Below are 25,732 nucleotides of genomic sequence, written 5' to 3'. Positions count from 1 at the left end.
GACACTAAGACACCAAGAAAATTTTATTCGGGAAGCTATGCATTGACAGGAATACTTTACATTCTTACACCCCTACAGCAATCCAAATAATCACTACCAGAACCATATTTCCAAGTATCAATCCAGCGATGCCAATAGTATTGAGAAATGCTGGGTAAATATTTTTCCCACGGTTCTAATCTTTGACTGAGCCAAAATAATGCAGAATAAATGCCTAAGTTTCCGTAATGTACCATCCAATTTAATAAGGCTGGTAAACCTACTTGGGGAATAACTTTAGCAACAATGCCTGGATGGGCAATACTTGTTTTTAACAAGGTTTGCGTTAGGGCTGGGAACTGTACCACATCTTGTAAAAATGGTTTTAAAACCATGTCACCTGACTGTTGCATTTGCCGAAATACTGCTGATAGCAATTCGTTGATTTGTTCGGGGGCAATTTTTTGATTGACTCCAACACTCATGGCTTTTTGAAATAGCCAAGTTACACTCAAGCTGGGTTGATATGGTTGCAGTAGTGCTAATGCGCTGGCAGATAATTGATCAGTTTGTAGTGCTTCATGAATACCTTGGGTTAATCTGTGCAAGTGACGCACCATCGCCCCAAAGCCACCAAAACTTAAAGGAGATTGATTCCCACTACTATCTCCTATGGGAAGAATGCGACTCCAAGGTGTATGTAGGGGGCTTTGACGATAGGAGGGAAAGAAGCCAAATAGCGCCCGTTGGAATGTTAGTTGTGGTAATTCCACGCTTTGATATTTTGGCATTAAACGCAGATATTCTTCAAACAAAGTTTCTAATCCTATGTGTTGTGGATCTGCATCCATATAGGTAAACATGTAAGTAGTTCTGCCATCCCTAGCAGGAAAAGCTTCCCAAAAGTATTGGCACTGCTTTTGAATCGGTGTAAAAGACAAGATTAAATCGCCAGTGTGATTTTCTGGAAAACCTTGGGCGCAACTACCAACTACCAAACACACTGCATCCGGTTTTTGTCCTTGTCGTGCTTGTTGGGTAATGGGAGAAAAGTGTCCCATTGCATCGATTAACAATCTAGCTTTGTATTGATTGTTGATCATCACTCCATCTGGGTGAACTACTGCTTGTTTAAAAGGTGTGTTTTCAAATAAATTTCCACCAGCTGCCAGAAATTTTTGTTTTAAAGTTTCTAGTAAATATACTGGATCTATACCAATATTTAATACATTTTCTACCCACATTTCGACACCGTTATCAAAGCCGACTCTGGCAGGGTTATATTCTGTTACGATCGCTTTTTCTAATTCTGCATCTGTTAATAGAGATAATTCTAAGAATACTTGCAATTCTTTACGGGAAATATTCCATTCTTGATCTCTCCCCCGCAATCTACCCCGTTCTATCAATGCTACCTGTAATCCTTGCAGGGCAAGGGCGCAGCCAATTAAAATCCCTAAAGTACCACCGCAAATTAAAACATCCCAATCGACAGCACCCAACTCTTGTTGATTTTCTCTGACTACCGTCGGTACTGGGACTTTACCTTCTCTGATGGATGATAAAAGGCGATCGCTACGACGCAACCCCCCTAAAACATCACCTGGTAATTGCGAAAGAATTTCCTCGGTTAAAGACATAGAACTTGATTCCAGCAAAGTCATTGATCTTGATCGTAGCGACTCCACAAGCATAAGGTCGTGACTGTTACCTTTGTGAACTTCGTGTCTTCGTGGTTAAAAAATGATTATTAAACCAGCAGAGCACAAAAAACGTGCATAAATTTTTTATTCAGATATCATCTTGACACTGCTAGATAATGACTCAATACGGTTTGTGTCTAAAAGTAATGGTTATGAAAAAGTTGAGCTTGGGTTAAAAAATAACAACAGACAAATACATTGAATTCCCCTTAGCCTTTAATCTAACCGTATTGAATTACGCGATTTTTCCACAAATATTTTGATTTTGAACATTGTATCTATCACATATCGGTATTTTATCAACATGTTTTTTTTAATTCAAAAAAGATTTAATTATTCTGCTTTTTTGTAAAAAAATAATGAAGATGTGTTTGATAGTATTTCTGATTAGCAAAAAATAATTAGGTTTAAAAGTACATGTAATATAGTGCAACTAAACAGTTTGTCTGTTGATCAACAACTAGTGAGTGATGACATCAGCATATGAAAATAGCTTTCATAGTTAATAAGTTTCCGGTCATATCGGAAACATTTATTTTGAATCAGATTACAGGCTTAATTTGTCGAGGGCATGAAGTTCACATTTACGGTGATAGACCTGATGATCACGCTAAATTTCATCCAGATGTAGAAAAGTATGACTTGCTAAAATATACTTTTTATGCCCCTCAAATACCTCATAATAAAGTCTGGCGGCTGCTCAAAGCACTGTGGCTAGTTATTATCAATTTTCATAAAGCTCCATTAGTAATATTGCGATCGCTCAAATTTTTAAAGTCCAATAAAGATACACCAGCTCTAAAAATTTTATACTCAATTATTCCTTTGTTAGGTGCAGAACCATACGATATCATTCACTGTCAATTTGGTATCCTGGGCAACGCAGGAATAATTTATCGTGACATTGGTGCTATCAAAGGTAAGTTAGTCACTTCTTTTCGGGGCTATGATATCAGCTGGTATGTCAAAGAGTATGGAGAGAAAGTTTACAATCAGTTGTTTATCAAAGGAGATTTTTTTCTATCAAATTGTGAGTTTTTTCGTCAGCGAGCAATTCAACTAGGTTGTGATCAAAAGAGGATAATTGTTCATGGTTCTGGAATAGATTGTAGTCGGTTTAATTTTCGAGTACGCAAGCCTCTAGCAGATGGTAAAATTTATATTGCTACGACTGGTCGCTTGGTTGAAAAGAAAGGCATAGAGTATGCGATTCGTGCCGTCGCCCAAGTTTTAAAAAACTATCCCAGTCTAGAATACAATATCATTGGCGATGGACACTTAAAAGCACATTTGCAGCAAGTAATTACAGAACTGGGTGTGGCAGATAAAGTCAAACTCTTAGGTTGGAAAAATCAAGAAGAGATTATTCAAATTATCGATAATACCCACATTTTTATTGCTCCCAGTGTCACCGCTAAAGATGGTAATCAAGATGCTCCTGTAAATACCCTCAAAGAAGCAATGGCTATGGGTTTACCAGTCATTGCTACTCGGCACGGTGGCATTCCAGAACTAGTTCAAGATGGTATTTCTGGATTATTAGTTCCAGAGCGAGATGCAGATGCGATCGCAGATAAATTGACTTATTTAATTGAGCATCCCGAGTTATGGGAACAAATGGGTAAAGCTGGTCGTGCTTATGTAGAAAAACATTACGACATTAATCACCTCAATGATGAACTAGTAAAAATTTATCAGCAAGTCATAGTAGATAAATTACAGCCATGCTCAGAGCAAAGCATAGATTCGGCTGCTAGCCCTAAATACACCTAAAACAGATAAAGGCTGGTCAAAATTCTTCACAACAGTTCACTTAACTTTTTTCTGCATATTTCAAAAAGGCTGAAACCATGAATCAATCTCAATTTCTTGAGCCAGAAGTTACTATTGTCGTTGTTCCTCGTGAGCGTTTTAGCTACACTCGCGAATCCTTGGAAAGTATTTACGAAAACACAAATTACCCTTTCAAGTTAATCTATGTTGATGGAGGTTCACCTACTCACATCAAAAATTACCTCGCTACTCAAGCAGTTGAGAAGAAATTTCAACTAATTCGCACTGATCACTACCTTTCCCCCAACCATGCAAGAAACATCGGTTTACGTCAAGTTAACAGTAAATATGTTGTCTTTATAGACAACGATGTTGTGGTTACACCTGGTTGGTTGCAGCCATTAGTAGATTGTGCTGAAGCAACTGGGGCCACTATAGTTAGTCCCCTCATCTGTCAATACCTACCACTACACACAGAAGTGCATTGTGCAGGTGGAGAATCTGGTGTGAAAGTAGAAACTAAAGGCGAGACTACCAGACGGCGAATAATTGAAAAAATTTACAAACAAGGACGGAAAGTAGCAGATGTACGTCCCCAACTGCAACGGCAACAAACCGGGTTAGCAGAGTTTCACTGTATGATGGTACGCACAGAAATATTTGCTCAGATTGGTCTTTTAGATGAAGGACTGTTGAATACGAAAGAACACGTAGATTTGTGTATTATGGTTAACGAGGCTGGCGGTACAGTCTACTTGGAACCTGAATCCTTAGTAACCTATGTACCAGGCCCGCCCTTAAAATGGACAGACCTACACTTTTATATGCTGCGGTGGAGTGATGCTTGGGAACTAGCAAGCTTGAAACATCTACGTGACAAGTGGAATCTCAGCGAAGATGAGTACTTCCAAAACAAGTACAAACGCTTAGGATGGCGGCGAGATATGACAATTGTCAACCCCCTCGTCCGTAAAATTCCCCTTGGCAAACTTGGTTCTCGAGTAGTGGGCAAAATTCTGCGACAAATAGATAAGGTGTTAAACCATTATCTTACCTCTCGCTATGCCAAAAAATACTTGCAAGGACTGCCAAATCAAATCCCTCCACAACAGCCGCCAACATCTACCATGACAGCCTCATCCCAGAGTTAATCAGGGTGTGCCTGCCAAACCAAGGACACAACCTCCATGCAAAAAGAATCTGTGCTTACTACTAATTCCCCATTAATGATGCGGCCTCACCGTCGCCAGTTTGTGATTGGATCAGAAAGTTTTCGTGTGTATGACGATTGGCATTGTTGCCAGTTGGATGCCTCCACATGGATTTCCTATTGTCCCGAACTCCTTGCTAGTTGGACAATCGATGCCAACGGGACTACTTGGGTAATCTTGGGAGTGGCTGTGGAAACCCTAGAATCCCGTTCCGAACCATTAGCAGAGATTGCTCAGACAGCCAGCGCCGATGTACCTAACCTCTATGCCAGTTGGGCAGGTCGTTGGGTGTTAATCGGTAATGGCAAGGTACATATGGATGCCTCGGGACTTCTCGGTTGCTTTTATGGTACAACACGCGACGGTCAAGTTTGGGTATCGAGCAGTCCAGCTTTACTTGCTGATATACTTTCACCCAAGGCTGATTCTCGGCAGTTATATTACCAACAAGGGCTATCGTGGTTTACACCACCACTTTCGCGCTTTGTAGACATCAGTCGGCTTTTACCTAGTCAAGTTATTGAACTCAAAGACGGTAGCATTCAACCCCGACCTTTGCTACCGCCAATCAATCCTGATCTTAACTATGAAGAGGCTTTGGAACTTTTGAGCCAAAGTATGATCACAGCACTGCGACGACTTTATCAAAAACAGAGCAAACTGTGGCTGGGACTTTCGGCGGGTGTTGACTCACGATTGGTACTAGCAATGGCATATCGTGGCAGTGTCAACATCGCACCTTTTACCCGGATTGCTGCCAGAATGTCAGTAGCCGATCGCATTCTCCCAGCTACCCTAGCAAAAAAACTCGGATATCAGCACATCTTTTTGCATGGACGCAACAGTCTAGCCAACCGTCAGCATCTCGTTACAGAACATAGCGCAGGACATGTCTCACAGGGTGACGCCTTGCCTTTTCTTCAAAGTGTACGAGATTCCCTAGAGGGTATTTCTGTTGGTGGTTGGTGCATGGAAGTGGGTAAAGCAATGTGGCGTAATTCCCTACCTGATACCATAGACGACACCGAAATCTGCGCTCAACAAATTGCCCGAAATTATGGGGAACCGTTAAACTCAAGTGCGATCGCAGGTATGCGTCAGTGGTTAGAATGGGTGAAGCAAACTCCCCAAGCACACATGGATTGGCGAGATAGGTTTTACATCGAACAACGCCTAGCTGGGTGGCAAAGTTCCAAAGAACAGTTGTATGACCTCAGTAATATCCAGAGAATCCCCATTGTTAACGCTGCCCGCACCTATGCCTTAATGCTTAGCATTGCCGAAAACCGCCGCCTCAATGCCAAGTATCAGCTCGATTTGATTTCTCAAGCCGTCCCTCAAATATCTTGTTACCCTTGCAACCCCAGTGACGAATATTTTGGCAAACTACGGGCAATGATCATCAAATCTTCATATGACCCTTTATATATACCCCGGATCGTTGCCAGAAAACTGCGATCGCGGTAGTCTTTTTTATTGTCAGTAAATAAAAATCCAAATTTTGCCACATCACAGTCTAAATTGAGAATATCTCAGTCATATAGATATAGTGGATAAAACCCACCTGTGATTGGCAATGTATTACAGTGTAGTAGGGTGAAAAACTTTGAAGCCAAACATGCATTCAAAACATCAGCTACCCGAGGTGATTCATACACCAGAAAGTAGTCTGAAGCATCCCCTCCGATTACTCCAACAAATGTGGCGAGACTTACTTGCTTCTCGTGAACTCGCTTGGCGGCTAATGGTACGTGATATTAGCGCCCAGTATCGTCAATCATTTTTAGGAATAGCCTGGGCTTTCTTACCCCCTATTGTTATGGCAGCTAGCTTTACCCTTGCCAAGGGTGCCCAAGTTATCAATGTCGGGGTGACAGATATACCCTACCCAGCTTACGTCATGTTCAGCACTGCTCTGTGGCAAACATTTGTAGAAGCATTAAACGGCCCAGTGCAAGCAGTGACAGTTGCCAAGCCGATGTTAGCCAGAGTTAATTTCCCCCGAGAAGCACTGATTTTAGCAAAGCTAGGTGAAGTGTTTTTTAACTTTGGCATTAAAACAATATTGATAGTGGCATTATTTATATTCTTTCGTGTTTCCGTAAGTTGGACGGTGATTATAGCGCCAGTAGCATTAATTCACTTAGTTTTACTAGGAACATTCATCGGTATTTTATTAGCCCCTTTTGGAGTTTTATATCAAGATGTATCTAAAGGGCTAAGTTTAATCACAGGATTTTGGCTGTTTTTAACTCCAGTAGTTTATGCAGTTCCTAATGAAGGAACATTTGGATATTTAGTTAAGCTTAATCCTGTAACTCCTCTATTAGTCACAACTCGAGAGTTAGCAACCACAGGAGTAGTATCAGAACCTTTAGGATTTTGGGTAGTCAGTGCAATTACTATTATTGGTTTACTACTGACTTGGATCGCCTTTCGTCTTGCCATGCCTTTCGTAGTTGAAAGAGTAAGTTCTTAATCATGACTGATTTAATCGAAAAAAAGATTTCTATCCAGCCTCCAGACGATTCTGAGGTAGTCATCTCAGTAGAGAATGTTTCTAAAAAATTTTGTAGAAACTTAAAACAATCTTTATTATATGGTGTGCAAGATATCACTACAGAATTGTTTGGCGTCAATAGAAATAGTGATGTCTTAAGACCAAAAGAATTTTGGGCATTGAAAGATATTAGCTTTCAACTCAGACGAGGAGAAGCGCTAGCGTTAATCGGGTCAAATGGAGCTGGCAAAAGTACCATACTACGCATTATTAGTGGTTTGATTAAGCCTGATACTGGTAGAGTCAGAGTCAGAGGTAGAATAGCACCATTAATTGCCCTGGGAGCAGGATTTAATCCAATTTTGACGGGTCGAGAAAATATTTATGCCAATATGTCAATTTTGGGTCTATCTACCAAAGAAATTGAAGAAAGATTTCAGGATGTCATAGATTTTGCTGAAATTGCCGATGCTATTGATGCACCTGTACAAACCTATAGTTCTGGTATGGCAGCACGACTAGGATTTGCTTGTGCTGTCCATATCGAGCCAGACATTTTACTAATTGATGAAGTCTTAGCAGTTGGGGATATTAAGTTTAGAATGAAATGCCATCGCAGACTAGCAAAACTTCGAGATAACGGCACTGCTTTTATTTTAGTTTCTCATAATCCACCAGCAATTTTAAATGTCTGTACTTCGGCAGTATATATATCAAAAGGTAAATTAATTACTACCGGCGATATAGATACTGTAGTGCGTAAATATGAAGAAGATTTGTGTCTAGCTGGGACAGAAAAATCTCCAGGTTATTTAGTTTTGCCAGAGAAATCTCAGAATGAAAGTACAGGTATAGATATTACTTCTGTATATTTTAAAGATGCACAAGGCAATATCGTAGCAACACCTACAAGCGGTGAGCCTATTTCTCTATGTGTAGAATGCAAAGCGCATCGGAGAGTCACTAATGCTAATTTATGCATCACAATTACAGATGTTGGTGGAGAAAATGGACGGATCTTATATCTCACTGCTGCCAACGATAATGAGTATTTAGAGGTTTTACCAGGCAAAAATGAACTACAAATGTATATGCCTTTTTGCTGTTTGAATCCTGGTGTCTACAATACTAAAGTTTTTATTAAAGAAGGTGCTTACTCTTTTGATGCAGTCGAATCTTTTAGATTCACAGTGAAATCAAATACGATTACTAGTCAATCTTTGTTTTATCAACCCCGAGAATGGAAAGTTATGAATTAAATAGTACTGCACCCAATCATATTTCCCAGTTTAACATTGCTATATTCAAAATATTAACTGTATCTTGCATAATTTCAGAACCATATTATTTCTGTGTTTTTAATTACTGATGAATATATTCCAACACATCCAGTCAAATGCAAATGCCAAAACTTGTCTCAATCATCATTCCTTGTTTTAATGCAGAAAAATGGTTAAGGGAAGCGATTGATAGCTGCTTACAGCAGACATATCCTCATATCGAAATTATTGTTATTGATGATGGTTCAACTGATAATTCATTAGAAATTATCAAAAGCTACGGTGATAAACTTATCTGGAAATCTCTACCTCATCAAGGCGGAAATCATGTCAGAAACTATGGCTTTCAGATATCAAAAGGAGAGTATATCCAGTACCTAGATGCAGATGACTACATATTACCTGAAAAAATTGCCAGACAAGTAAGTTATTTAGAAACAACTGGAGCAGATGTTGTTTATGGTGATTGGAGACATCAATATCACAATGGAGATGGAACAAGTTTTTTAGGTTCCATAGAAATTGCTGCGACACAAGCTGATATTCTTGAGTCGTTACTAGCAAATTGGTGGACTGCGGTTGCTTCTTTACTCTACAGAAGAAGCGCCATCGAAAACAGTGGTGGATGGGATGAAAGCTTATCAGCTGCACAGGATCGAGATTTTTTCTTATCAGTAGTAATGAATCGTGCTAAAGTAGTATATCAACCAGGTTGCTATTCAGTGTATAGAAGATACGGCAATGTGACAGTTTCCACTTGTAGCAAATCTCGTTGGATAGAATGCCAAAATTTAGTATTACAAAAAGCACAAAACAAGCTAATACAGTCAAACCAATTAACAATTAAGTATCGTCGTGCATTAGCTTTATCTTATTTTGAATTGGCACGAGAATCATTAAAATTTGACTATGGAATGTACCTGCAATTCTTGGAAAAAACTTTAATATTATCTCCTGATTTTAAACATAACAGTCAACGAACAGCATATAATTTGATTCAAAATGTTTTTGGATTTAGACATACAGAAAGAATATTTTTTATAATGTTGTTTATCAAAAATATTATCAGTTCCCTGAATCAATACTTGCTCAACACAAAAAGAAAATTCAGTGTAATATCATAGTTAGTAGAAAATAGAACCCAATGAAGCTGCTCTCTCATTCTAACTTCCATATAGGAAATGCAAATGAATCGTTCAAAAATTGTCGCAATTATTACAGGCGTTTTTTCTTTAATTTTAGCGATCGCCTATCTGCTTCTGGTGCAAATACTAGACTTTCGCGGCGAAATGAAACCCGCTCCTACCAGTGGAATAGAAGAGCCAGTATCAATAGTTACCTCCACCTCTACAAACAACTGACTCAACTCGTAGCATCTACAGTCAATTACTCAAACCAAATCCCCAACTACTGATCATCCAAAGTTTCAATCAACAAATCTACTTGCTGTTGTCGTTGACGTAAAAAACTTTCACACTCACGCAAATACTCAACAGCTTGAGCAAATTGCTCGAACACATCAGCCAAATCCAACTCACCCCCCTCAATCCGATTAATAATACCCTCTATCTCAGCAACCTTCGCCTCATAATTCCAGACCTCAGCCTCCACAGACTTAGAATTAGAAGAACTATTACGCTTAACCATGCAAATCTTGGCGTCCTTGGCGCCTTGGTGGTTTAATTAATTCCGTAACCCTTACTTTCACCTCACCCTGACCCAACTGTATCACCAACTCCTGCCCCATAGCTAACTCACTCGCATTGCGAACAATCATCCCATCTTCTTGCCTGACCACCCCATAACCACGTTGTAACACAGCCTTGGGGTCAAGAGCTGTTAACTTCTGTCGTAACATCTCTAAATGCTGAGTTGCTTGTTGTAACTTAACAGACGTGATTTGCACCAATTTCTGACGTTGCCAAATCAGCGCCTGCATTTGTTGCTGTACCTGCTTATCCAAGCGTAAACGCTGCAAACGTTCTCGCAGTCCTTGCAGTTGATCATCAGCAGTTTCCAACTCCCGTTGCACAGCTTGCTGCAAACTCACAACTCTCTGTTGATGCTGATTATATAGATCCGCCAGTGCCGGAACAATTCGTTCTGCCGCCGCAGTGGGAGTATGCACATTCTCATCTGCAACTAAATCTACCAAAGACTCATCCCTTTGATGCCCAATTCCAGTAATAATAGGGATTGTACAATTAGCCACTGCTCGCACTACTCGTTCATCATTAAAACAAGCCAATTCCTCCACCGCACCCCCTCCCCGCGATAAAATTATCACCTCGGCTCGTCCATCTTTTTCTACCCGTTCAATAGCCTTAACAATAGACTCCGGTGCTTGCTCACCCTGAACGGTAGCAGGAGCAAATAAAACATGTAAACCAGGGTATCTTTGTCTGAGAGTCTTTTGGATATCCCCCCAAGCAGCAGCAGTAGGTGAAGTGACAACAGCAATCGTTTGGGGATGAGAAGGAAGCGATCGCTTCCTTTGTGGATCAAGTAACCCTTCTGCTTCTAGACGGTTTCGCAGTTGTTGGTAACGTAGCGCCTGCAAACCCACACCAGCAGGTAAAGCTTGCCAAACAGACAGTTGATATTCACCCCGTGCTGGGTATAGCCTTATACTACCTAAAACAATCAACTGCTCCCCTACAGTTGGTCTTTGCATTAGTTTAGGTAATTGCCCATTCCACACCACACATTTAATTGCTGCTTGCCCATCGGGGTCTTGCAAAGTAAAAAATAAGCCACTGCGGTGGTTGTTAGCACTAGAAACTTCTCCAATTACCCAAATTTGCCGCAATTGTTCATCTTGTTCTAGTAGCGAGCGGATATACTCAGTTAAACCGGCGACGCTAACAGCTGTATCAGGAATCAAAAAGTCAGTAACATCAGCAGTCATTTGATTTTGGATTTTTGGTTTTTAATTGATTTCAGGGTATATACCCATAAAGTTCTGTAAATAAAAGTAAAAATATCATCGTAGTAGCGTTTGAGCAGGCATATTGCTACTACATGTTGCATAATAACCAAGATAGACAATACAAAATTTAATACCAAATACCAATTTTAGAAATGATTGCAACAGATATAAATCTACAGAACCTATACCCAGATCAGGTGTCCTCATCCAAAATCTAAAATGGCATGATCCCCTGTCCTAGCAATATTGATCAGCCCGCGTTAAACTATGTAGCGATTAGCCGCAGGAAAATGTCAAAATAGTATATCTGTTCTATTAAATCTTCCCAAGCAACACTCCCTAAATCCATATATATAGAGGTAGGAATGGCTGTTAATACTGATAATGCTGGCAAGCAAAAAGCGCTCAACATGGTACTCAACCAGATTGAGCGTACTTTTGGCAAAGGAACAATCATGCGCTTGGGCGACGCTACCCGGATGCGGGTAGAAACCATTTCCAGTGGGGCGCTGACATTGGATTTGGCATTAGGCGGTGGTTTACCCAAAGGTCGAGTCATAGAGATTTATGGTCCAGAAAGTTCTGGTAAAACAACCTTAGCACTACATGCCGTTGCAGAAGTACAAAAAAATGGCGGTATTGCTGCCTACGTTGATGCAGAACACGCCCTCGACCCCACTTACGCTGCGGCTTTAGGCGTAGATATAGAAAACTTATTGGTTTCTCAACCAGATACAGGAGAAGCAGCCTTAGAAATTGTTGATCAACTCGTTCGCTCAGCAGCAGTAGATATAGTCGTCATTGACTCGGTAGCAGCCCTAGTACCCCGTGCGGAAATCGAAGGTGATATGGGCGATGCCCACGTTGGTCTTCAGGCAAGATTGATGAGCCAAGCTCTGCGTAAAATCACTGGTAATATTGGTAAATCTGGCTGCACAGTAATTTTCCTCAACCAGTTACGACAAAAAATTGGTGTCAGCTACGGTAATCCCGAAACTACAACTGGTGGTAATGCTCTCAAATATTACGCTTCGGTACGCTTGGATATCCGTCGGATTCAAACCCTGAAAAAAGGAACTGAGGAATTCGGTAATCGCGTCAAAGTCAAAGTTGCTAAAAATAAAGTCGCCCCACCTTTTAGAGTTGCAGAATTTGACATTATTTTTGGTAGAGGTATTTCTACTTTGGGTTGTCTTGTAGATTTAGCAGAAGAAACTGGCGTACTCAACCGCAAGGGAGCATGGTATAGCTACAATGGCGACAATATTTCTCAAGGTCGAGATAACGCCATTAAATACTTAGACGAAAAACCAGAATTTGCTGAACAAATTAAGCAACTAGTACGGGAAAAATTAGAAAAAGGAGCTGTTGTTTCTGCTAACTCTGTCAGGAAGACAAACGAAGAGGAAGACGAAGATATGGATGATGCTTCTGAAGAAGAATAGTATTGGTTAGTGGTTGTAGAGACGTGCCATGGCACGTCTGTACAGTAGTTATTAGTTAGTGGGTACAGACGCGATGTTCCTCGCGTCTGTACATTATTAGTCAAAAACTAACTGCTAAGTGCTAAGGATTTTCTGTCAGAAAAATACGAACTCCGACTTTTTTTCAGAAGTCGGGGTTATGTAGTCAAAGTTAATAAAATAATCATCAAATCTGTAAAAACAGCTATTATCTAGAATTACTAGGCATTTGTTTGCTAAAGAAATTATCTAAAATTTCTGATTGCTGTTTTTGACTTAGCGATACCGCAATTTCTTCACTATTAAGTATTGGAATCTGTCTAAAAGCTTCTAAAGTATGATCTAAGTTCTCCAGAGATACTTTTCTATTTATTTGTACCTCATCACCACTTTTGCGTGTAACTAGTTGCATCAATAACTCAACTGCAACTCTAGGCAATACTTGGGGTGGTGTCAAATTCATATAAAAAGAAAAAGTCATGCTACCTAGCCGAATATGATCACCATCTTGTAGTTTGATTGGGCGATAAACAGGTTCACCATTCACAAAAGTACCATTGGTACTACTAAAGTCAACTAGGTAAAAGCCTGAGTAATCAGCATTTTCAATATACTGAATAGCTGCATGACGACGAGACACGCGTCTGTCACAAACACAAATACCACAGGTGCGATCGCGGCCTATAGTCCAAATATACTGTGGTTGTAATAATTTCTGCGTCTTACCCTCAGATAAATTAGTAATGACATAAACATCAGAACTATCGATTACACCTTGTAGGTAACACCCCTGCACTCCTGTAGACAATGGCTGAGGTAAATTTTCTAACTGAAGAATTTCATCTAAAAAGCTACTATGGTGTTCATACAACTTAAGGAATACTTGATATAAACTCAGCCGCTTTTCTAATTCCTTTTCTGAAAATTCAGCAATCATAGCTTAGCCTTTATATTGCTAACAAATATCTATTTTTGAAGTCAGTTATGAACAATTATTCTGAATTTTATAATTTGAAATAGTGTCTGACATACTTGATGCTGTGAGTTTGAGCATCAAGTAACATACATTATGAAGTTTTCCCTATCCCAGATTAAAGTTTCTCTCCAGTTTAAAGTAACCGCAATACTACTTAATGTTGAGAAAAGATTTAGAATATTTGCTTTAGTTAGTTTAACAATAATATATAATATATAGCAGTCCTATATGATTTGTGAGAATAGCAAAGCCCAGATCCCCGACTTCTTTCAGAATTTGGGGATATTGCCTTTCACGAATGATTTAGGAATGCTATATGACAGTTTATTTAAATAATATTGATTAAACAATTGAATTTACACGAAGCAATTCCCAACTTGTTACCAGGTTCAACCTGGTGACGAGGGTGATAACTGTTCACTTATTTACTTGCGGACAATTCAATTTTTTAGTCTGATAATATTAATCAAACTCACGTTAAAGAAACAGAAATGTTTTTTAGCAGCAGGCGCACTGGTGGTACACTACCCGCTACGAATGAAAGAAACAAAGCAAATCTTCTTCCCTTCTGCCCTCTGCCCTCTGCCCTCTGCCTTCTTTCTTAACAGAGGACTTACAACAACCCTCGTCTGCCATTGGGACGTACCGTCATCCAATTCGTTTTGGCTTGTGCTAGTTGTTCTTCAGAAATTTTCGCACCAGTCAAATTAGCGCCACACAAATTAGCTCCCCGCAAGTTAGCGTTTTGCAGATAAGCATAGCTGAGATCCGCGCCTCGTAAGTCTGCTCCTTCTAAATCAGCATTATTCAAGTAAGCTTTGGTTAAATTACTATCTCTAAGATTCGCTCGATTGAGACTAGCTCTGCCAAAGTCACTATTGTGGAGATTAGCTCCTTGGAGGTTGACTCTTTGCAGTTGAGAAGAATGGAAATTTGTTTCTGATAGATTGGCACCTTGTAAGTTAAGCAGATTTAAATTGTGTAGGGCAAAATCCCGTCTCCCTTTTAGATAAGCTGCAATCAAATTTTGGCTATCTAATTGGCGCATAGCCTGAGCTTTTTGACCTTGAGAACTACCACAACTACTAGCCAAAGTCGTTGATTTTGTTGTTAGCATTCGTCGTCGTGTTTCCCCTGCATAGGTAACACCAGCAGCTTCTGCGATTTTAGCCCGTCTTGCTCGAATTGCTGCTGCTACCTGCGCCACACTCATACCAGAAACACCGGAAGGACTGCTGCTGTAAATACCAGAATCTTCTAAACGGTGAACTGTTCGTTCTTTAACGCCGCCGCTTGGTTGAGAAACCAAACTTTTCGACAAACTCTCTAGATACGGTTCTAGTTCTAATGCTCTGAGTACTTCTTCAGCTGTTTGGTAGCGATTGCGTACAGAAACTTCCAGCATTTTCCGCAAAACGTCTGCTAGATGGTTACTCACATGTACGTGATGTTCCCACATAATTTCCCCTGTTGTGGGGTTATAGTCTAAATCTTTAGGAGATTTGCTAGTTAGTAGATAAATACATGTAATTCCCAAGGCATAAATATCACTGGCGTAGACTGGACGCATTGCCATTTGCTCGGGAGGGGCAAAACCAGGAGTACCAATTGCATATGCAGTTAATGCTGTGTGTTCTGATTGATTTACCACAGCTTGTCTGACTTGATTGGTAACAGCACCAAAGTCTATGAGAACTAGTCTACTATCTTGAGCACGGCGGATTATATTAGCAGGTTTGATATCGCGATGTATTACCTTGCGTTCATGTATATATTGCAGTAATGGCAGAATCTCGCTCAAAAATTGCTTCACTCCTGCTTCAGTGAATACTCCTGTATGTTTAACCTCTTGCTGTATGGTGGAACCGCTAATGTATTCCTGAACTAAATAGAATTGTTCACGCTCTTCAAAGTAATCTAGCAAGCGTGGCACTTGCGGATGATTGCCAATATTGCCTAAAGTCACTGCTTCTCTTTCAAACAACTCCCGTGCCATTTTTAAAACGTGGGGTGCGGTTCCTGATGGACGTAATTGCTTGATTACGCAACTTGGTTCGCCTGGTAGAGCTTCGTCGCTGGCTAAAAAGGTTGCTCCAAAACCACCTTGGCCTAAAGCTTTCACTATTCGGTAGCGCGAACGTAGCAGCAATCGCGAGCCACAAGACTGGCACCTCTCGCTATATGCCAAGTTTTCTGGATTGGGACAGTTAGGATTTACGCAGTAGCTCATGCACTGTCAACTCGCTGCACGAAGATTCATGGGGAGTGGTACACTCACTCCAATCTCAATTATTTATATTAAAAGCTACTTTCACCAGGTTATTTTTGCTGGAAATCCTTTGAAGAGTTGCTAAAGCTAGGCTAAGCTGATGTGAAGCAATAGTAGACTTACGTAATTTTATTAAAAGCGGCGGGACGGTTTCCCCCCACTCACGAGGGGATAGTGTTTCCCGTCGCTTTGGTAATAGGTAATGGGTAACGGGTAATGGGTAATATCAAGTTCGGCTAATTGCTTACGATATTATGATTATGCTTCGCTTTTGGTCATTGGTTTTTCCCCATTACCCTTCGGGTTCGCTACTTTGCCATCTCGGCATAAGCCAAGACGGCAAGTAGTCTCACCAATTACCTATTACCAGCCTAGGCGACAGTATAAGTATTCAACAGAACATGATATGATAGGTAATTTGCCCATGCCCTAAGATCAAACATCTATTGCACCAAGTAGATTATGTTACCAATTAAACTTTTATTAAGCAAATGTATGAATATATGTTCAGATATAGTACTATAATTGACTAGAGGACATAAAGGAGAGAGCAATGACTACCGTAACCCAAATGAAATGTGCTTGTGAATCTTGCCTATGCATCGTTTCTATTGAAGATGCGATTCAAAAAGATAATAAATACTACTGCTCTGAAGCCTGCGCTGACGGTCATCAAACCACTAAAGGCTGTGGTCACACTGGTTGTGGCTGTTAGTTAGCTGTTATTCCTGCCTATATAAACTTCAACCCCGCCCATTAGTAGGCGGGGTTGAATATTTTTACAGTTGAGACATGACATCCCTAGCCGCTTCTAGCGTTCTGTCAATATCTTCCTCTGTGTGCGCAAAAGAAGTGAATCCAGCTTCAAATTGTGATGGTGCCAAGTAAATACCATGCTCTAACATCCCGCGATGGAAACGAGCAAATTTAGCCAGATCAGATTTCTTGGCATCTTCGTAGTTATGAACCGGACCAGCAGTAAAGAACAAACCAAACATAGCACTGATGGAACCGCCACAAGCTGGATGACCAGTTTCTTGAGCAATTTGCAACAAACCATTTGCCAGCTTCTTGGTAATCTTATCTAAGTACTCGTAAGTACCAGATTTTTGCAGTAATTCCAGGGTCTTAATACCCGCAGTCATGGCTAAGGGGTTACCAGAAAGAGTCCCTGCTTGATACATCGGACCAGCAGGGGCGACCATTGACATGATATCCCGACGACCACCATAGGCTCCTACGGGTAAACCACCACCGATAACTTTGCCTAAGGTTGTCAGATCAGGGGTAATACCAAACTTTTCTTGGGCGCCACCGTAGGCGATACGGAAGCCTGTCATTACCTCATCGAATACCAATAAAGCACCATGTTCCTGCGTAAGTTCCCGTAAGCCTTCTAAAAATCCAGCATCAGGAGGAATGAACCCAGCATTACCTACTACTGGTTCTAGAATGATTCCAGCGATTTGGTCACGGTTTTCTTCAAATAAAGCTTTGACGGCTTCTAAATCATTGAACGGCGCAGTTAGAGTATTACTTGTTACCGATTTGGGAACACCAGGGGAGTCTGGTAAACCCAGGGTTGCAACACCGGAACCTGCTTTTACCAGAAACATATCAGCATGACCGTGGTAGCAACCTTCAAATTTGATAACTTTTTCCCGTCCGGTAAAAGCCCGCATCAATCGTAATACTGCCATACAAGCTTCAGTGCCGGAGTTAACAAATCTTACCATTTCAATGCTAGGAACAGCATCGATCACCATTTCTGCTAAGACATTTTCCAGCACACAAGGCGCACCAAAACTGGTGCCTTTTTCTAGGGCTTCATGCAGGGCTGCAATAACCTCTGGGTGAGCATGACCACAAATAGCTGGTCCCCAAGTACCCACATAGTCGATGTATTGATTACCATCTACATCCCAAATGTATGCGCCTTTAACATGATCAAAAACTATCGGTTGTCCTCCCACAGATTTAAAGGCGCGAACTGGAGAGTTTACCCCTCCTGGCATGAGGTTTTGAGCAGCAGCGAAGATTTCTTGTGATTTTGTTGTTTTAATTGTTGTATTTACCAAGGTTCTCTCCTAAACGGTGGGAAATAATAAAGGTCTGTCTTGGGATAGGCGTAAAGTCTTCTCAGAACTTATATCGTATAAAATCACCCGAACCAAGAAAATAACAATATGTTATACAAGTCCAACCAAGACTTGCCTGTGGAGATTCGCACTCGCTTGTCCGAGGCATACCAGGATATTTACCGGGCGGCTTACAATTCGGCTATTCATTGGTATGGTGAAGCTACAAAGGCTCATCAAGTCGCTTTAAGTGCTGTTAAGATGCAGTCTGCTGTGCATAAGAGTTCTGTTGTCTAAGGCTGAATAGAAAATATTTTCAGACGAACAATGCCAGTTGCTCTCTTTAGAATGGTATCGTGAACCCATGAATCATTCTCGCTTTTTTTAGCAGCTGGTATGTTTTTTTCTGCAAGCAATCCTGAACACCAAGTTATCCCTGTTGATCAAATTCGCTACGATTCCCATGGTCTTGTCCCAGCAATTGTCCAAGACTATCTAGATGGCACTGTTTTGATGATGGCGTGGATGAATCGGGAGTCATTACAAAAGACCTTAGAAACAGGGGAAACTTGGTTTTGGAGTCGTTCCCGTCAGGAGTTATGGCACAAGGGAGGAACTTCTGGTCACGTTCAGAAGGTGCAAAGTCTTCGTTATGACTGTGACAGTGATGCACTATTAATTGGAGTTGAACAGGTGGGAGATATTGCCTGCCATACTGGTGAACGTAGTTGTTTTCATCAGGTAGAAGGGAAAATCACTCCACCACCTGCTGATACTTTGTCACAATTATTTGCTGTGATTTGCGATCGCCGTGATCATCCTCAGGAAAGTTCCTACACTTGTAAACTATTGGCAGGTGGTGATAACAAGATTTTGAAAAAAATTGGCGAGGAAAGCGCAGAGGTCGTCATGGCGTTTAAGGATCGTGATGACGATGCGATCGCAGCAGAAGTTGCAGATTTGTTTTATCATACCCTGGTCGCTCTTGCTCACCATCAAGTTGACTTGAAATCGGTGTATCGCAAGTTACAGGAGCGTCGTCGCTAACCAGTGAAATGATTGATCACTGATCACTAATTACGTAGTCGCCTTTGGTCAGAGACCTATAACTAAAAAGTAATCACCCAAATAAATTAATCTAATCTTTTTGTAATTCTTAATTATTCTATGAAATTTTCCTCACTGATTCCACAGAGTTTCCACAGGCTTTTTCCTAGTTTTCCACAGAGACTCGACGATGGTATGGGCTTCCTAACTCTTGCCTGGGGATTGTTTATTCACAACGGGTGAAGATATATAAGACTGAGTTTATGTTAAGAACTTTAAAAAAAATGCTTAAAAGTCCTATACTTTCGTAAGTATATACTTTTCATAAACTTATTTTTAACATTTCGCAGCATTGACAACCCCACCCCCCTTTGCCGCAAAATGATGCGGCTTACCTTTTTAGTCTGCTCTGATGTCTGTGTGAAATGACCATTGACCTGACAACAGAATTATTGGACAGGCAAAGGACTACACACTCTCATCCTGTGGCTCTAACTCAAAGCAAGATTTTCTAGTCAATGGACACTGCCAAGGAGAAAAACCTCATGAATACAACTGTCAGCATTTTTACAGAAATTCCTGAAACACTACACGAATCACTCAAAATCTACTTAGAAAAGCATCCTGATTGGGATCAAAACCGAGTCTTAACGGCAGCGCTATCGTTGTTTTTGCTCCAAAATGGGGATAGCGATCGCCGCGCTGCTCGTGTATACTTGGAAACTTTATTCCATCACTGCTAAGTAGAAATACTTTTGACTAAATGTATGCCCAGAAGCTAATATAGTAGACAGCTTGATCATGGGTGCTTCAATAAGTAGTGCTATAGATGGATTATGCTCTTTAGGTCACATTTAACACTTAGGATCCTAAAAAAGCTAGATTTTCGTGAATAGAAGCGGCCATTGGTTTAGGGTAAGCATCGAAACCAAAAAATCAAGCAAAGCTGTATGAAATTTCAAGTAGTTACTTTAGGTAGCAAAACAACTGACTCTTTGATTGCACCTGTATAAGTATCTGTAAAATTCAAGTGCCAATCACCCAAATGTCGTTAAGAGTGCTTAGATGTAGCTATCTACCAAAAAGACAAATTTGATAATTGAGCGGCGGCTTCCGCCGCTCACAGCTTATACATTGTTGATTGTTGATTATGATGACAAATAACTACCAACTACCAACTACCAACTACCAACTAACAACTAATGACTACTGTGGCTTGTCAGGCTGTTGAGATTGAGGAGGACATTCAAATTTATAGCCTACACCACGTACAGTCTGAATTAATGCTGGTTGGCTAGCATCAGCTTCTATTTTCTTGCGAATTTGACCTATGTGTACATCCACAACCCGTTGGTCGCCGACGTATTCATAATCCCACACTTCCTGGATTAGTTCAGCTCTTCGCCAAACTCGACCTGGATGACTAGCCAAAAAATGTAATAAGTCAAACTCTAGGGCGGTTAAAGGTACTGGTTCATGGTTGAGCGTCACCTCTCGCCGCACCGGGTCAATCATCAACTTTTCAAAGATGAGGCGTTTTTGTTCTGCTGTGGTTACAACCCGCTGACGCCGCAAAATAGCTGCAACTCTGACTTCCAATTCTCCCAGACCAAATGGCTTGGTGAGATAGTCATCAGCACCTTTAGAAAAGCCGCGAATCTTGTCAGCTTCATCTGCACGGCTAGTTAACATCAGAACAAAAACACCATTGCGGCTTTGCATTTCTTGGCAGAGGTTAAAGCCGATTACGTCTGGTAAATTAACATCCAGAATGACCAAATCTGGATTAAATTGCTCAAACAGAGCTAGAGCAGCTTTACCATCTTCAGCAGCCTCCACCTGATAGTTCTGCTTCATCAAAAAGCGTTGGATTAAATTCCGAACCGCAGGGTCGTCATCAACTACAAGAATCTTGGCGGGAGCCATGACCATCACTTTGCACAAAAAGTTAATTAGGATAAACAACAGGTTGCGTTAAATAACGCATTACCTGCTTAGGAGAAAATTAAATCTACAAGGTTAAGGCATAAATTTCCTGATAATCCAAATATTAGGTTAATCAGGATTTTCGACAACTAGAGTGCGAATATTATCATAATGCCACCCTGAAGTGTTTTAGGCTAATAGTTGTTAACCTTGGTTTATAGTTAAGTAGATGCTCTCACTTCAGCCGCAAAGCTAAGTCAAGTAAAATACTTTTGTATTTCACTTACTTAGTATTTTCAACGCTATCAATTTTAAATCCATATGCGGCTTTATGACACAAGAGAATGTCAGACTTCCTAATTAAAACTGAATCAAGGTACAGTCAACAACCAAATTTGAAATATAAAAGGTATTTCTTTCATAAAAGAAAGGCTTTTAGGTATTTTTAACTCAAATTCTAGAGTAGAGCTTGAAATTATGAACGACATGAGGGGATACACGGAGTTATGGCAATATGTTAAAGTGTCTATAGTTAAAACTGCCAGGTCGATTCTGCTTACCCATGCTACTATCCAGGTATGATATATAAATCGACCGAAACATTGGTTTCGACTGACACAAAATCTCGAGTTATTTTTCTGCAAATTTAAAGACTGCTGCCGAGTAAGGCTAAATTAATAAACTCACCATGAGCGAGCAAAGTCCCTACGAAAAACTTGGGGTATCTGAAGAAGCTAGCTTCGATGAAATTCAAGATGTTCGTAATCGCCTCTTGCAGCAATATAGCGGCGATAGCAAGCGTGTAGAAGTCATCGAAGCAGCTTACGATGCGATTTTGATGGATCGCTTGCGGATGCGCCAAGAAGGAAAGATTAAAGTCCCAGAACGTATCCGATTTCCAGAACGCCTTGTACAAGCACCACCTAAAGAAACTCCTGTCTCTCGCGAACAGTCACCTACCTGGCTGCAAAAATTTCTAGATAAACCAACACCAACCGATGTACTTTTACCTGGTATTTGGTATCTGGGTTTAAGTGCGATCAGCGTATTTTATCCAGGTGGCGGCGATCAAGTTTTATCGATGGCGTTAGTAGTTGGCGTAGGTATTAGCATTTACTTCATCAATCGCAAGGAAGGTAAGTTTGGTAGAGCAGTTTTATTTATCCTATTTGGTTTAATCACAGGTTTAATTGCCGGAGGAATGATTGCTGGTTGGGCAATACCACAAATACAGCAATTTGTGAGTCTGACACCAAATCAGTTTTCTACGGTATTGACTTTTGTATTATTGTGGTTGATTAGTAGTTTCCTTAAGTAATAGGTAATAGGTAATTGGTAGAGCGCCTATTACCATTACCTATTACCAGGTTCCAGCCAGTTGTAACGCTTGCTCTAAAACTAAATCAACAGCTACCCTGAAATCCTTAACAATAAAATCTGGCTGATAAAGTTTTAACTGCGAGCGATCGCGAATACCACTTTCCACAGCGATCGCTTTTATACCGTGTTTTTTGGCAGCAGTAATATCCGCTTCTGTGTCTCCTACCATCCATGTATCTGTAGCAGCTGGTAGTTCTTTTAATGCTCGTGTCATTAATAAGGGTTTATCATCAATGTCACGGGTTTTTACATAGTTATTACTCAAACAATAACAGCGATTCTCGGGGAAAAACTTACCTAAATCATACTGTTTAAAAGCATAATCTAGCTCCCAAACTCGGCGCATAGTCATAACCGCTAAATCAACGCCAGCTTGTTGAATTTTTAACAGCGCATCCACAGCGCCAACTGCTAAGCAATCATACTGGAAATAAGGTTCTGTATGTACTGTTTTGCGACGCAGGCTAGAAAACTCTTGTGCTTGTAACTCATCTAAACCAGAAATTATAGCGATTTGTGTTTCTGGCACACGTTCACGCTTCATTTGCCAAAATTCTGCTTTAGAAAGTTCTTGCACTTTTTGACCCGGACGGCGGATCTCCTCTAGGCAGAACTGATATACGCGGTAATATCGTTCTGAGACATCCATAATCGGGCCGTCGAAGTCTGTAATAAGTCTTAACATTTTTTTAAAAACAACATTAAAATTTACCTTCAGACTAGCCCAGATGCAGTGGTGTTTGAGTTTTAAATATTTGATGAATGTGTTTAGAATTACTAATCAGATGGTTGTTGGTTATTGACTGTTAGTAGTTAGTGGTTAGTGGTTGGTTAGTAGGAGCCGCAGTGAGTAATAGAATTTGATAACTGATAACTGAACTACACTTCCCCTACTCCTTAGGTTCTAACAAGCTACCCCGTTTAATTTGTTCTCGTTCGATCGCTTCAAATAAAGCTTGAAAATTGCCTTCACCGAAACCTTGAGCTTGGCGACGGCGTTCTATAAATTCAAAGAAAAAAGTGGGTTGTCCAAATATAGGCTGGGTGAAAATTTGCAGTAGTAAAGCATCGGGAGTCTTTTGGTTCCAGTCCACCAAAATTTCTTGTTGAGCGATCGCTTCTAGTTCTGCACTAGAAAGGGGAAACTCTAGACGTTCTTTAAGCTGTAAATAATAGCTTTGGGGAACTGGGAGCAAAGATAAACCACAACCACGAAATTGAGCGATCGCACTTACAATATTTGCAGTTCGTAAAGCAATATGTTGAATTCCTGGGCCTCGATTAACATTGAGAAATTCCTGAATTTGCGAATTAGCTGAAGCAGGTTCATTAATCGGAAATTGGACATCACCGTGGCGAGAAACCATCACTTGGCTGTACAGAGACGAGTAATCGGTTTGAATTTTAAATGTCTGCTGGGGTTGAAAATCCAGAATTTTTTCATACCAAGTCACTGCACGCTCAAGATCACCCACTGCAACATTGAGGACAATGTGATCTATGGCGGTGATCGGGTGGTGGGGTGGTGGGGTGGTGAGTGAAATCTTCTCCCTATCTTCCCATTGTTCTATCAACGTATGTGTCAGAGAACCCCAAGCAGCTATTTTGCTCCACTTAATGTATCTGTCTCCTTGTTGATAGTGTTGGATGGGTTGTAAGACTTTAGCACCGTATGCTTGAGCGCGAGCGATCACAGCTTCTACATCTTCAATGACAAAAGCAACATCTGCTACACCGGGGGGATGCTGATGCAGAAAATCTGCCACTGGACTGATGGGTAAAAGTGGTGAAGATAACAAAAAGCAAACTGAACCACTTTTGACTGCTTCTGTACAAGTGTGAAAACAACTCCCGTTGTTTGTATTTATAAAGGGGGTTAAAACTGCCCAACTTTCAACCACCTGAAAACCAAGATGACTGACAAACCAATCACGCCAAGCTTTGGCATCTTCCACGTAAAAGTGAACCCAATTAATTTTCATAAGCTAGGAGAATCCAGCACGACAGCCTATCTGTCTCGTTATTTTGCCTTTTTTGCTGGATTTTCTGGTCATTCCTAAGCAAGATTATTTGTCATTGGTCAATTGTCAATTCTCAATTGTCATTGGTTAGTGGTTAGTAGTTAGTAGTTATTCCACACTCCTCACACTCCACCCTTACGGGAAGCCGCGCAAAGCGCGTCTACACACTCCTCACCACCCCATCTCCACTACTTCCACTAAACTTCATTACCTATCGCCAGCCGCACTCCCCAAAACAGAATTAAAGTAGCGATCGCTAGCCAGTCGCGTCTTTTGAGGCGTAAGTCGTGCCATTGGACTCGATGTTCATTAGGACTAGTAAAACCTCTGACCATCATGGCGTTTGCCATTTGTTCTGCTCTCAGTAGCAGGTTCTGCAAAAGTCTCTCTGCTACAAGCATCCAAACTTTAACTGCTCCTTTTAATCCTAATTTTTTCCAATTGATAGCTCTTGTCATGATCGAGCGAACTAAATTCTGTACTTCTTCTAGCACTAAAGGTATAAAACGTAACGACAATGTTAACATTAATGTGATTTCAGTGACAGGTATATTAAACCTTTGTAGTGGTTGCATCAAGCTTTCAAGTGCAGCTGTGATTTCTTCTGCTGCGGTTGTCAGTAAGTATAAATTTGTACTATAAATAACAGTAAATAATATTGTACTTAGGCTAATTGCTAAATCCAAAGAACGACGAGTTACTTTAATTGCCCCTTTTTCAAATAGTACGTAACTATATTTCTGCTGATCGTGAGTAGGTGAAGTTTCAATAGTTGGAGTTGGAGTAGTAGAAGTAGCAGGATTTGATTGTTCGGTTGAGATAAGATCGTTTTCTGGTAGGCGGGGTTGATAGCTTATACCCAAACCATCAGGGCTAATAGCAGCAATCACTAACACAAAAAAGCATAGCATTAATAACCAACCCATCTGCTGCTGCCAAACTCGCTTGGGAATTCTGGCGATTAAGGTAGCAATAATCAACAATACAACCAGTAAAACCCGCCACAAGTTGTTAGCAAAAATGTAGGTAGTTAGAAAGCTCATCAACCAGATAAACTTGATACGCGGATCGAGTTTGTGTAACCAAGTTTGTGGTTGTTCTAGATAAAGACCTATTGGTAGCGATCGCAGTAAATCCATTGTGAAATTATGAATGATGAGTGATGAATTATGAATTGCTGAATTGAGAATTCATAAT

General features: G+C 40.6%; 23 protein-coding genes. 13 read left to right on the top strand and 10 right to left on the bottom strand.

The window, feature by feature from the left end; translation table 11 throughout:
• Positions 1–56: 56 nt before the first annotated feature.
• Positions 57–1,619 carry an FAD-dependent monooxygenase family protein gene (locus tag UYK_RS0119210; RefSeq protein WP_009454149.1) on the bottom strand — a complete coding sequence of 521 codons (1,563 nt, stop codon included), beginning with the start codon at positions 1,617–1,619 and terminating at the stop codon, positions 57–59.
• A gap of 546 nt (positions 1,620–2,165) precedes the next feature.
• Here UYK_RS0119210 and UYK_RS0119205 point away from each other — a divergent pair.
• The 7 genes from UYK_RS0119205 (at position 2,166) to UYK_RS26885 (ending at position 9,807) form a co-directional block, all read left to right on the top strand.
• Positions 2,166–3,455 (top strand): glycosyltransferase, encoded by a 1,290-nt coding sequence (locus UYK_RS0119205; protein ID WP_016871978.1) that lies wholly within the window; start codon positions 2,166–2,168, stop codon positions 3,453–3,455.
• A gap of 77 nt (positions 3,456–3,532) precedes the next feature.
• Positions 3,533–4,606, top strand: coding sequence for a glycosyltransferase family 2 protein (locus UYK_RS0119200; protein ID WP_009454147.1), 1,074 nt, complete (start codon positions 3,533–3,535; stop codon positions 4,604–4,606).
• Positions 4,607–4,642: 36 nt separating this feature from the next.
• Entirely contained in the window at positions 4,643–6,133 is a 1,491-nt protein-coding gene (locus tag UYK_RS0119195; protein WP_009454146.1) for an asparagine synthetase B family protein, read from the top strand.
• 151 nt (positions 6,134–6,284) lie between these two features.
• Positions 6,285–7,145 (top strand): ABC transporter permease, encoded by an 861-nt coding sequence (locus UYK_RS0119190; protein WP_016871977.1) that lies wholly within the window; start codon positions 6,285–6,287, stop codon positions 7,143–7,145.
• Between the two features lie 2 nt (positions 7,146–7,147).
• Positions 7,148–8,425, top strand: a complete 1,278-nt coding sequence (locus UYK_RS0119185) for an ABC transporter ATP-binding protein (RefSeq protein WP_009454144.1) — start codon at positions 7,148–7,150, stop codon at positions 8,423–8,425.
• Between the two features lie 137 nt (positions 8,426–8,562).
• Positions 8,563–9,570 carry a glycosyltransferase family 2 protein gene (locus UYK_RS0119180; RefSeq protein ID WP_016871976.1) on the top strand — a complete coding sequence of 336 codons (1,008 nt, stop codon included), beginning with the start codon at positions 8,563–8,565 and terminating at the stop codon, positions 9,568–9,570.
• Positions 9,571–9,633: 63 nt separating this feature from the next.
• Positions 9,634–9,807, top strand: coding sequence for a hypothetical protein (locus UYK_RS26885; protein ID WP_009454142.1), 174 nt, complete (start codon positions 9,634–9,636; stop codon positions 9,805–9,807).
• A gap of 46 nt (positions 9,808–9,853) precedes the next feature.
• Here the strand turns inward: UYK_RS26885 and xseB are convergent, their stop codons facing one another.
• Positions 9,854–10,093: an exodeoxyribonuclease VII small subunit gene (xseB, locus tag UYK_RS0119170; RefSeq protein WP_009454141.1), complete on the bottom strand. Its 240-nt coding sequence runs from the start codon at positions 10,091–10,093 to the stop codon at positions 9,854–9,856.
• Entirely contained in the window at positions 10,086–11,354 is a 1,269-nt protein-coding gene (xseA, locus tag UYK_RS0119165) for an exodeoxyribonuclease VII large subunit (RefSeq protein WP_009454140.1), read from the bottom strand. Before xseA ends, xseB begins: the two co-directional genes overlap by 8 nt.
• A 386-nt stretch (positions 11,355–11,740) precedes the next feature.
• Between xseA and recA the strand changes: the two genes are divergently transcribed.
• Positions 11,741–12,820 carry a recombinase RecA gene (gene recA / locus UYK_RS0119160; protein ID WP_009454139.1) on the top strand — a complete coding sequence of 360 codons (1,080 nt, stop codon included), beginning with the start codon at positions 11,741–11,743 and terminating at the stop codon, positions 12,818–12,820.
• A gap of 226 nt (positions 12,821–13,046) precedes the next feature.
• Here the strand turns inward: recA and UYK_RS0119155 are convergent, their stop codons facing one another.
• On the bottom strand, positions 13,047–13,775 hold the full coding sequence (locus UYK_RS0119155; RefSeq protein ID WP_009454138.1) for an FHA domain-containing protein: 729 nt from the start codon (positions 13,773–13,775) through the stop codon (positions 13,047–13,049).
• Positions 13,776–14,427: 652 nt separating this feature from the next.
• On the bottom strand, positions 14,428–16,044 hold the full coding sequence (locus UYK_RS0119150) for a serine/threonine-protein kinase (protein WP_026086518.1): 1,617 nt from the start codon (positions 16,042–16,044) through the stop codon (positions 14,428–14,430).
• A gap of 592 nt (positions 16,045–16,636) precedes the next feature.
• Between UYK_RS0119150 and UYK_RS25275 the strand changes: the two genes are divergently transcribed.
• Positions 16,637–16,798: a metallothionein gene (locus tag UYK_RS25275; protein WP_009454136.1), complete on the top strand. Its 162-nt coding sequence runs from the start codon at positions 16,637–16,639 to the stop codon at positions 16,796–16,798.
• A 64-nt stretch (positions 16,799–16,862) separates the two neighbouring features.
• Here the strand turns inward: UYK_RS25275 and hemL are convergent, their stop codons facing one another.
• A complete protein-coding gene (gene hemL / locus UYK_RS0119140; RefSeq protein WP_009454135.1) occupies positions 16,863–18,161 on the bottom strand; it encodes a glutamate-1-semialdehyde 2,1-aminomutase in 1,299 nt (432 codons plus the stop codon).
• Positions 18,162–18,269: 108 nt separating this feature from the next.
• On the opposite strand from hemL, the gene UYK_RS0119135 reads away from it, so the two are divergent.
• The 3 genes from UYK_RS0119135 to UYK_RS0119125 all read left to right on the top strand — a co-directional run bounded on the left by UYK_RS0119135 (position 18,270) and on the right by UYK_RS0119125 (position 19,951).
• Positions 18,270–18,458, top strand: a complete 189-nt coding sequence (locus UYK_RS0119135) for a ChaB family protein (protein ID WP_009454134.1) — start codon at positions 18,270–18,272, stop codon at positions 18,456–18,458.
• A 99-nt stretch (positions 18,459–18,557) separates the two neighbouring features.
• Positions 18,558–19,208: a bifunctional phosphoribosyl-AMP cyclohydrolase/phosphoribosyl-ATP diphosphatase HisIE gene (hisIE, locus tag UYK_RS0119130; protein ID WP_009454133.1), complete on the top strand. Its 651-nt coding sequence runs from the start codon at positions 18,558–18,560 to the stop codon at positions 19,206–19,208.
• Positions 19,209–19,753: 545 nt separating this feature from the next.
• Positions 19,754–19,951: a DUF2811 domain-containing protein gene (locus UYK_RS0119125; protein WP_009454132.1), complete on the top strand. Its 198-nt coding sequence runs from the start codon at positions 19,754–19,756 to the stop codon at positions 19,949–19,951.
• 463 nt (positions 19,952–20,414) lie between these two features.
• On the opposite strand, the gene UYK_RS0119120 is transcribed toward UYK_RS0119125, so the two are convergent.
• A complete protein-coding gene (locus UYK_RS0119120; protein ID WP_016871974.1) occupies positions 20,415–21,134 on the bottom strand; it encodes a response regulator transcription factor in 720 nt (239 codons plus the stop codon).
• Between the two features lie 688 nt (positions 21,135–21,822).
• Between UYK_RS0119120 and UYK_RS0119115 the strand changes: the two genes are divergently transcribed.
• Positions 21,823–22,452 carry a CPP1-like family protein gene (locus UYK_RS0119115; RefSeq protein WP_009454130.1) on the top strand — a complete coding sequence of 210 codons (630 nt, stop codon included), beginning with the start codon at positions 21,823–21,825 and terminating at the stop codon, positions 22,450–22,452.
• Between the two features lie 42 nt (positions 22,453–22,494).
• On the opposite strand, the gene UYK_RS0119110 is transcribed toward UYK_RS0119115, so the two are convergent.
• The 3 genes from UYK_RS0119110 to UYK_RS0119100 form a co-directional block, all read right to left on the bottom strand.
• The gene (locus UYK_RS0119110) at positions 22,495–23,199 is read right to left on the bottom strand and encodes an HAD family hydrolase (protein ID WP_009454109.1); all 705 of its coding nucleotides are present in this window, start codon (positions 23,197–23,199) and stop codon (positions 22,495–22,497) included.
• A gap of 205 nt (positions 23,200–23,404) precedes the next feature.
• Positions 23,405–24,496: a 4-hydroxyphenylpyruvate dioxygenase gene (hppD, locus tag UYK_RS0119105; RefSeq protein WP_009454107.1), complete on the bottom strand. Its 1,092-nt coding sequence runs from the start codon at positions 24,494–24,496 to the stop codon at positions 23,405–23,407.
• A gap of 236 nt (positions 24,497–24,732) precedes the next feature.
• Positions 24,733–25,674, bottom strand: coding sequence for an energy-coupling factor transporter transmembrane component T family protein (locus tag UYK_RS0119100; protein WP_009454106.1), 942 nt, complete (start codon positions 25,672–25,674; stop codon positions 24,733–24,735).
• Positions 25,675–25,732 lie beyond the last annotated feature (58 nt).

The organism is Fischerella thermalis PCC 7521, assembly GCF_000317225.1.
GTDB classification, from domain to species: domain Bacteria; phylum Cyanobacteriota; class Cyanobacteriia; order Cyanobacteriales; family Nostocaceae; genus Fischerella; species Fischerella thermalis.
This window is presented reverse-complemented; position numbering and strand designations above follow the sequence as displayed.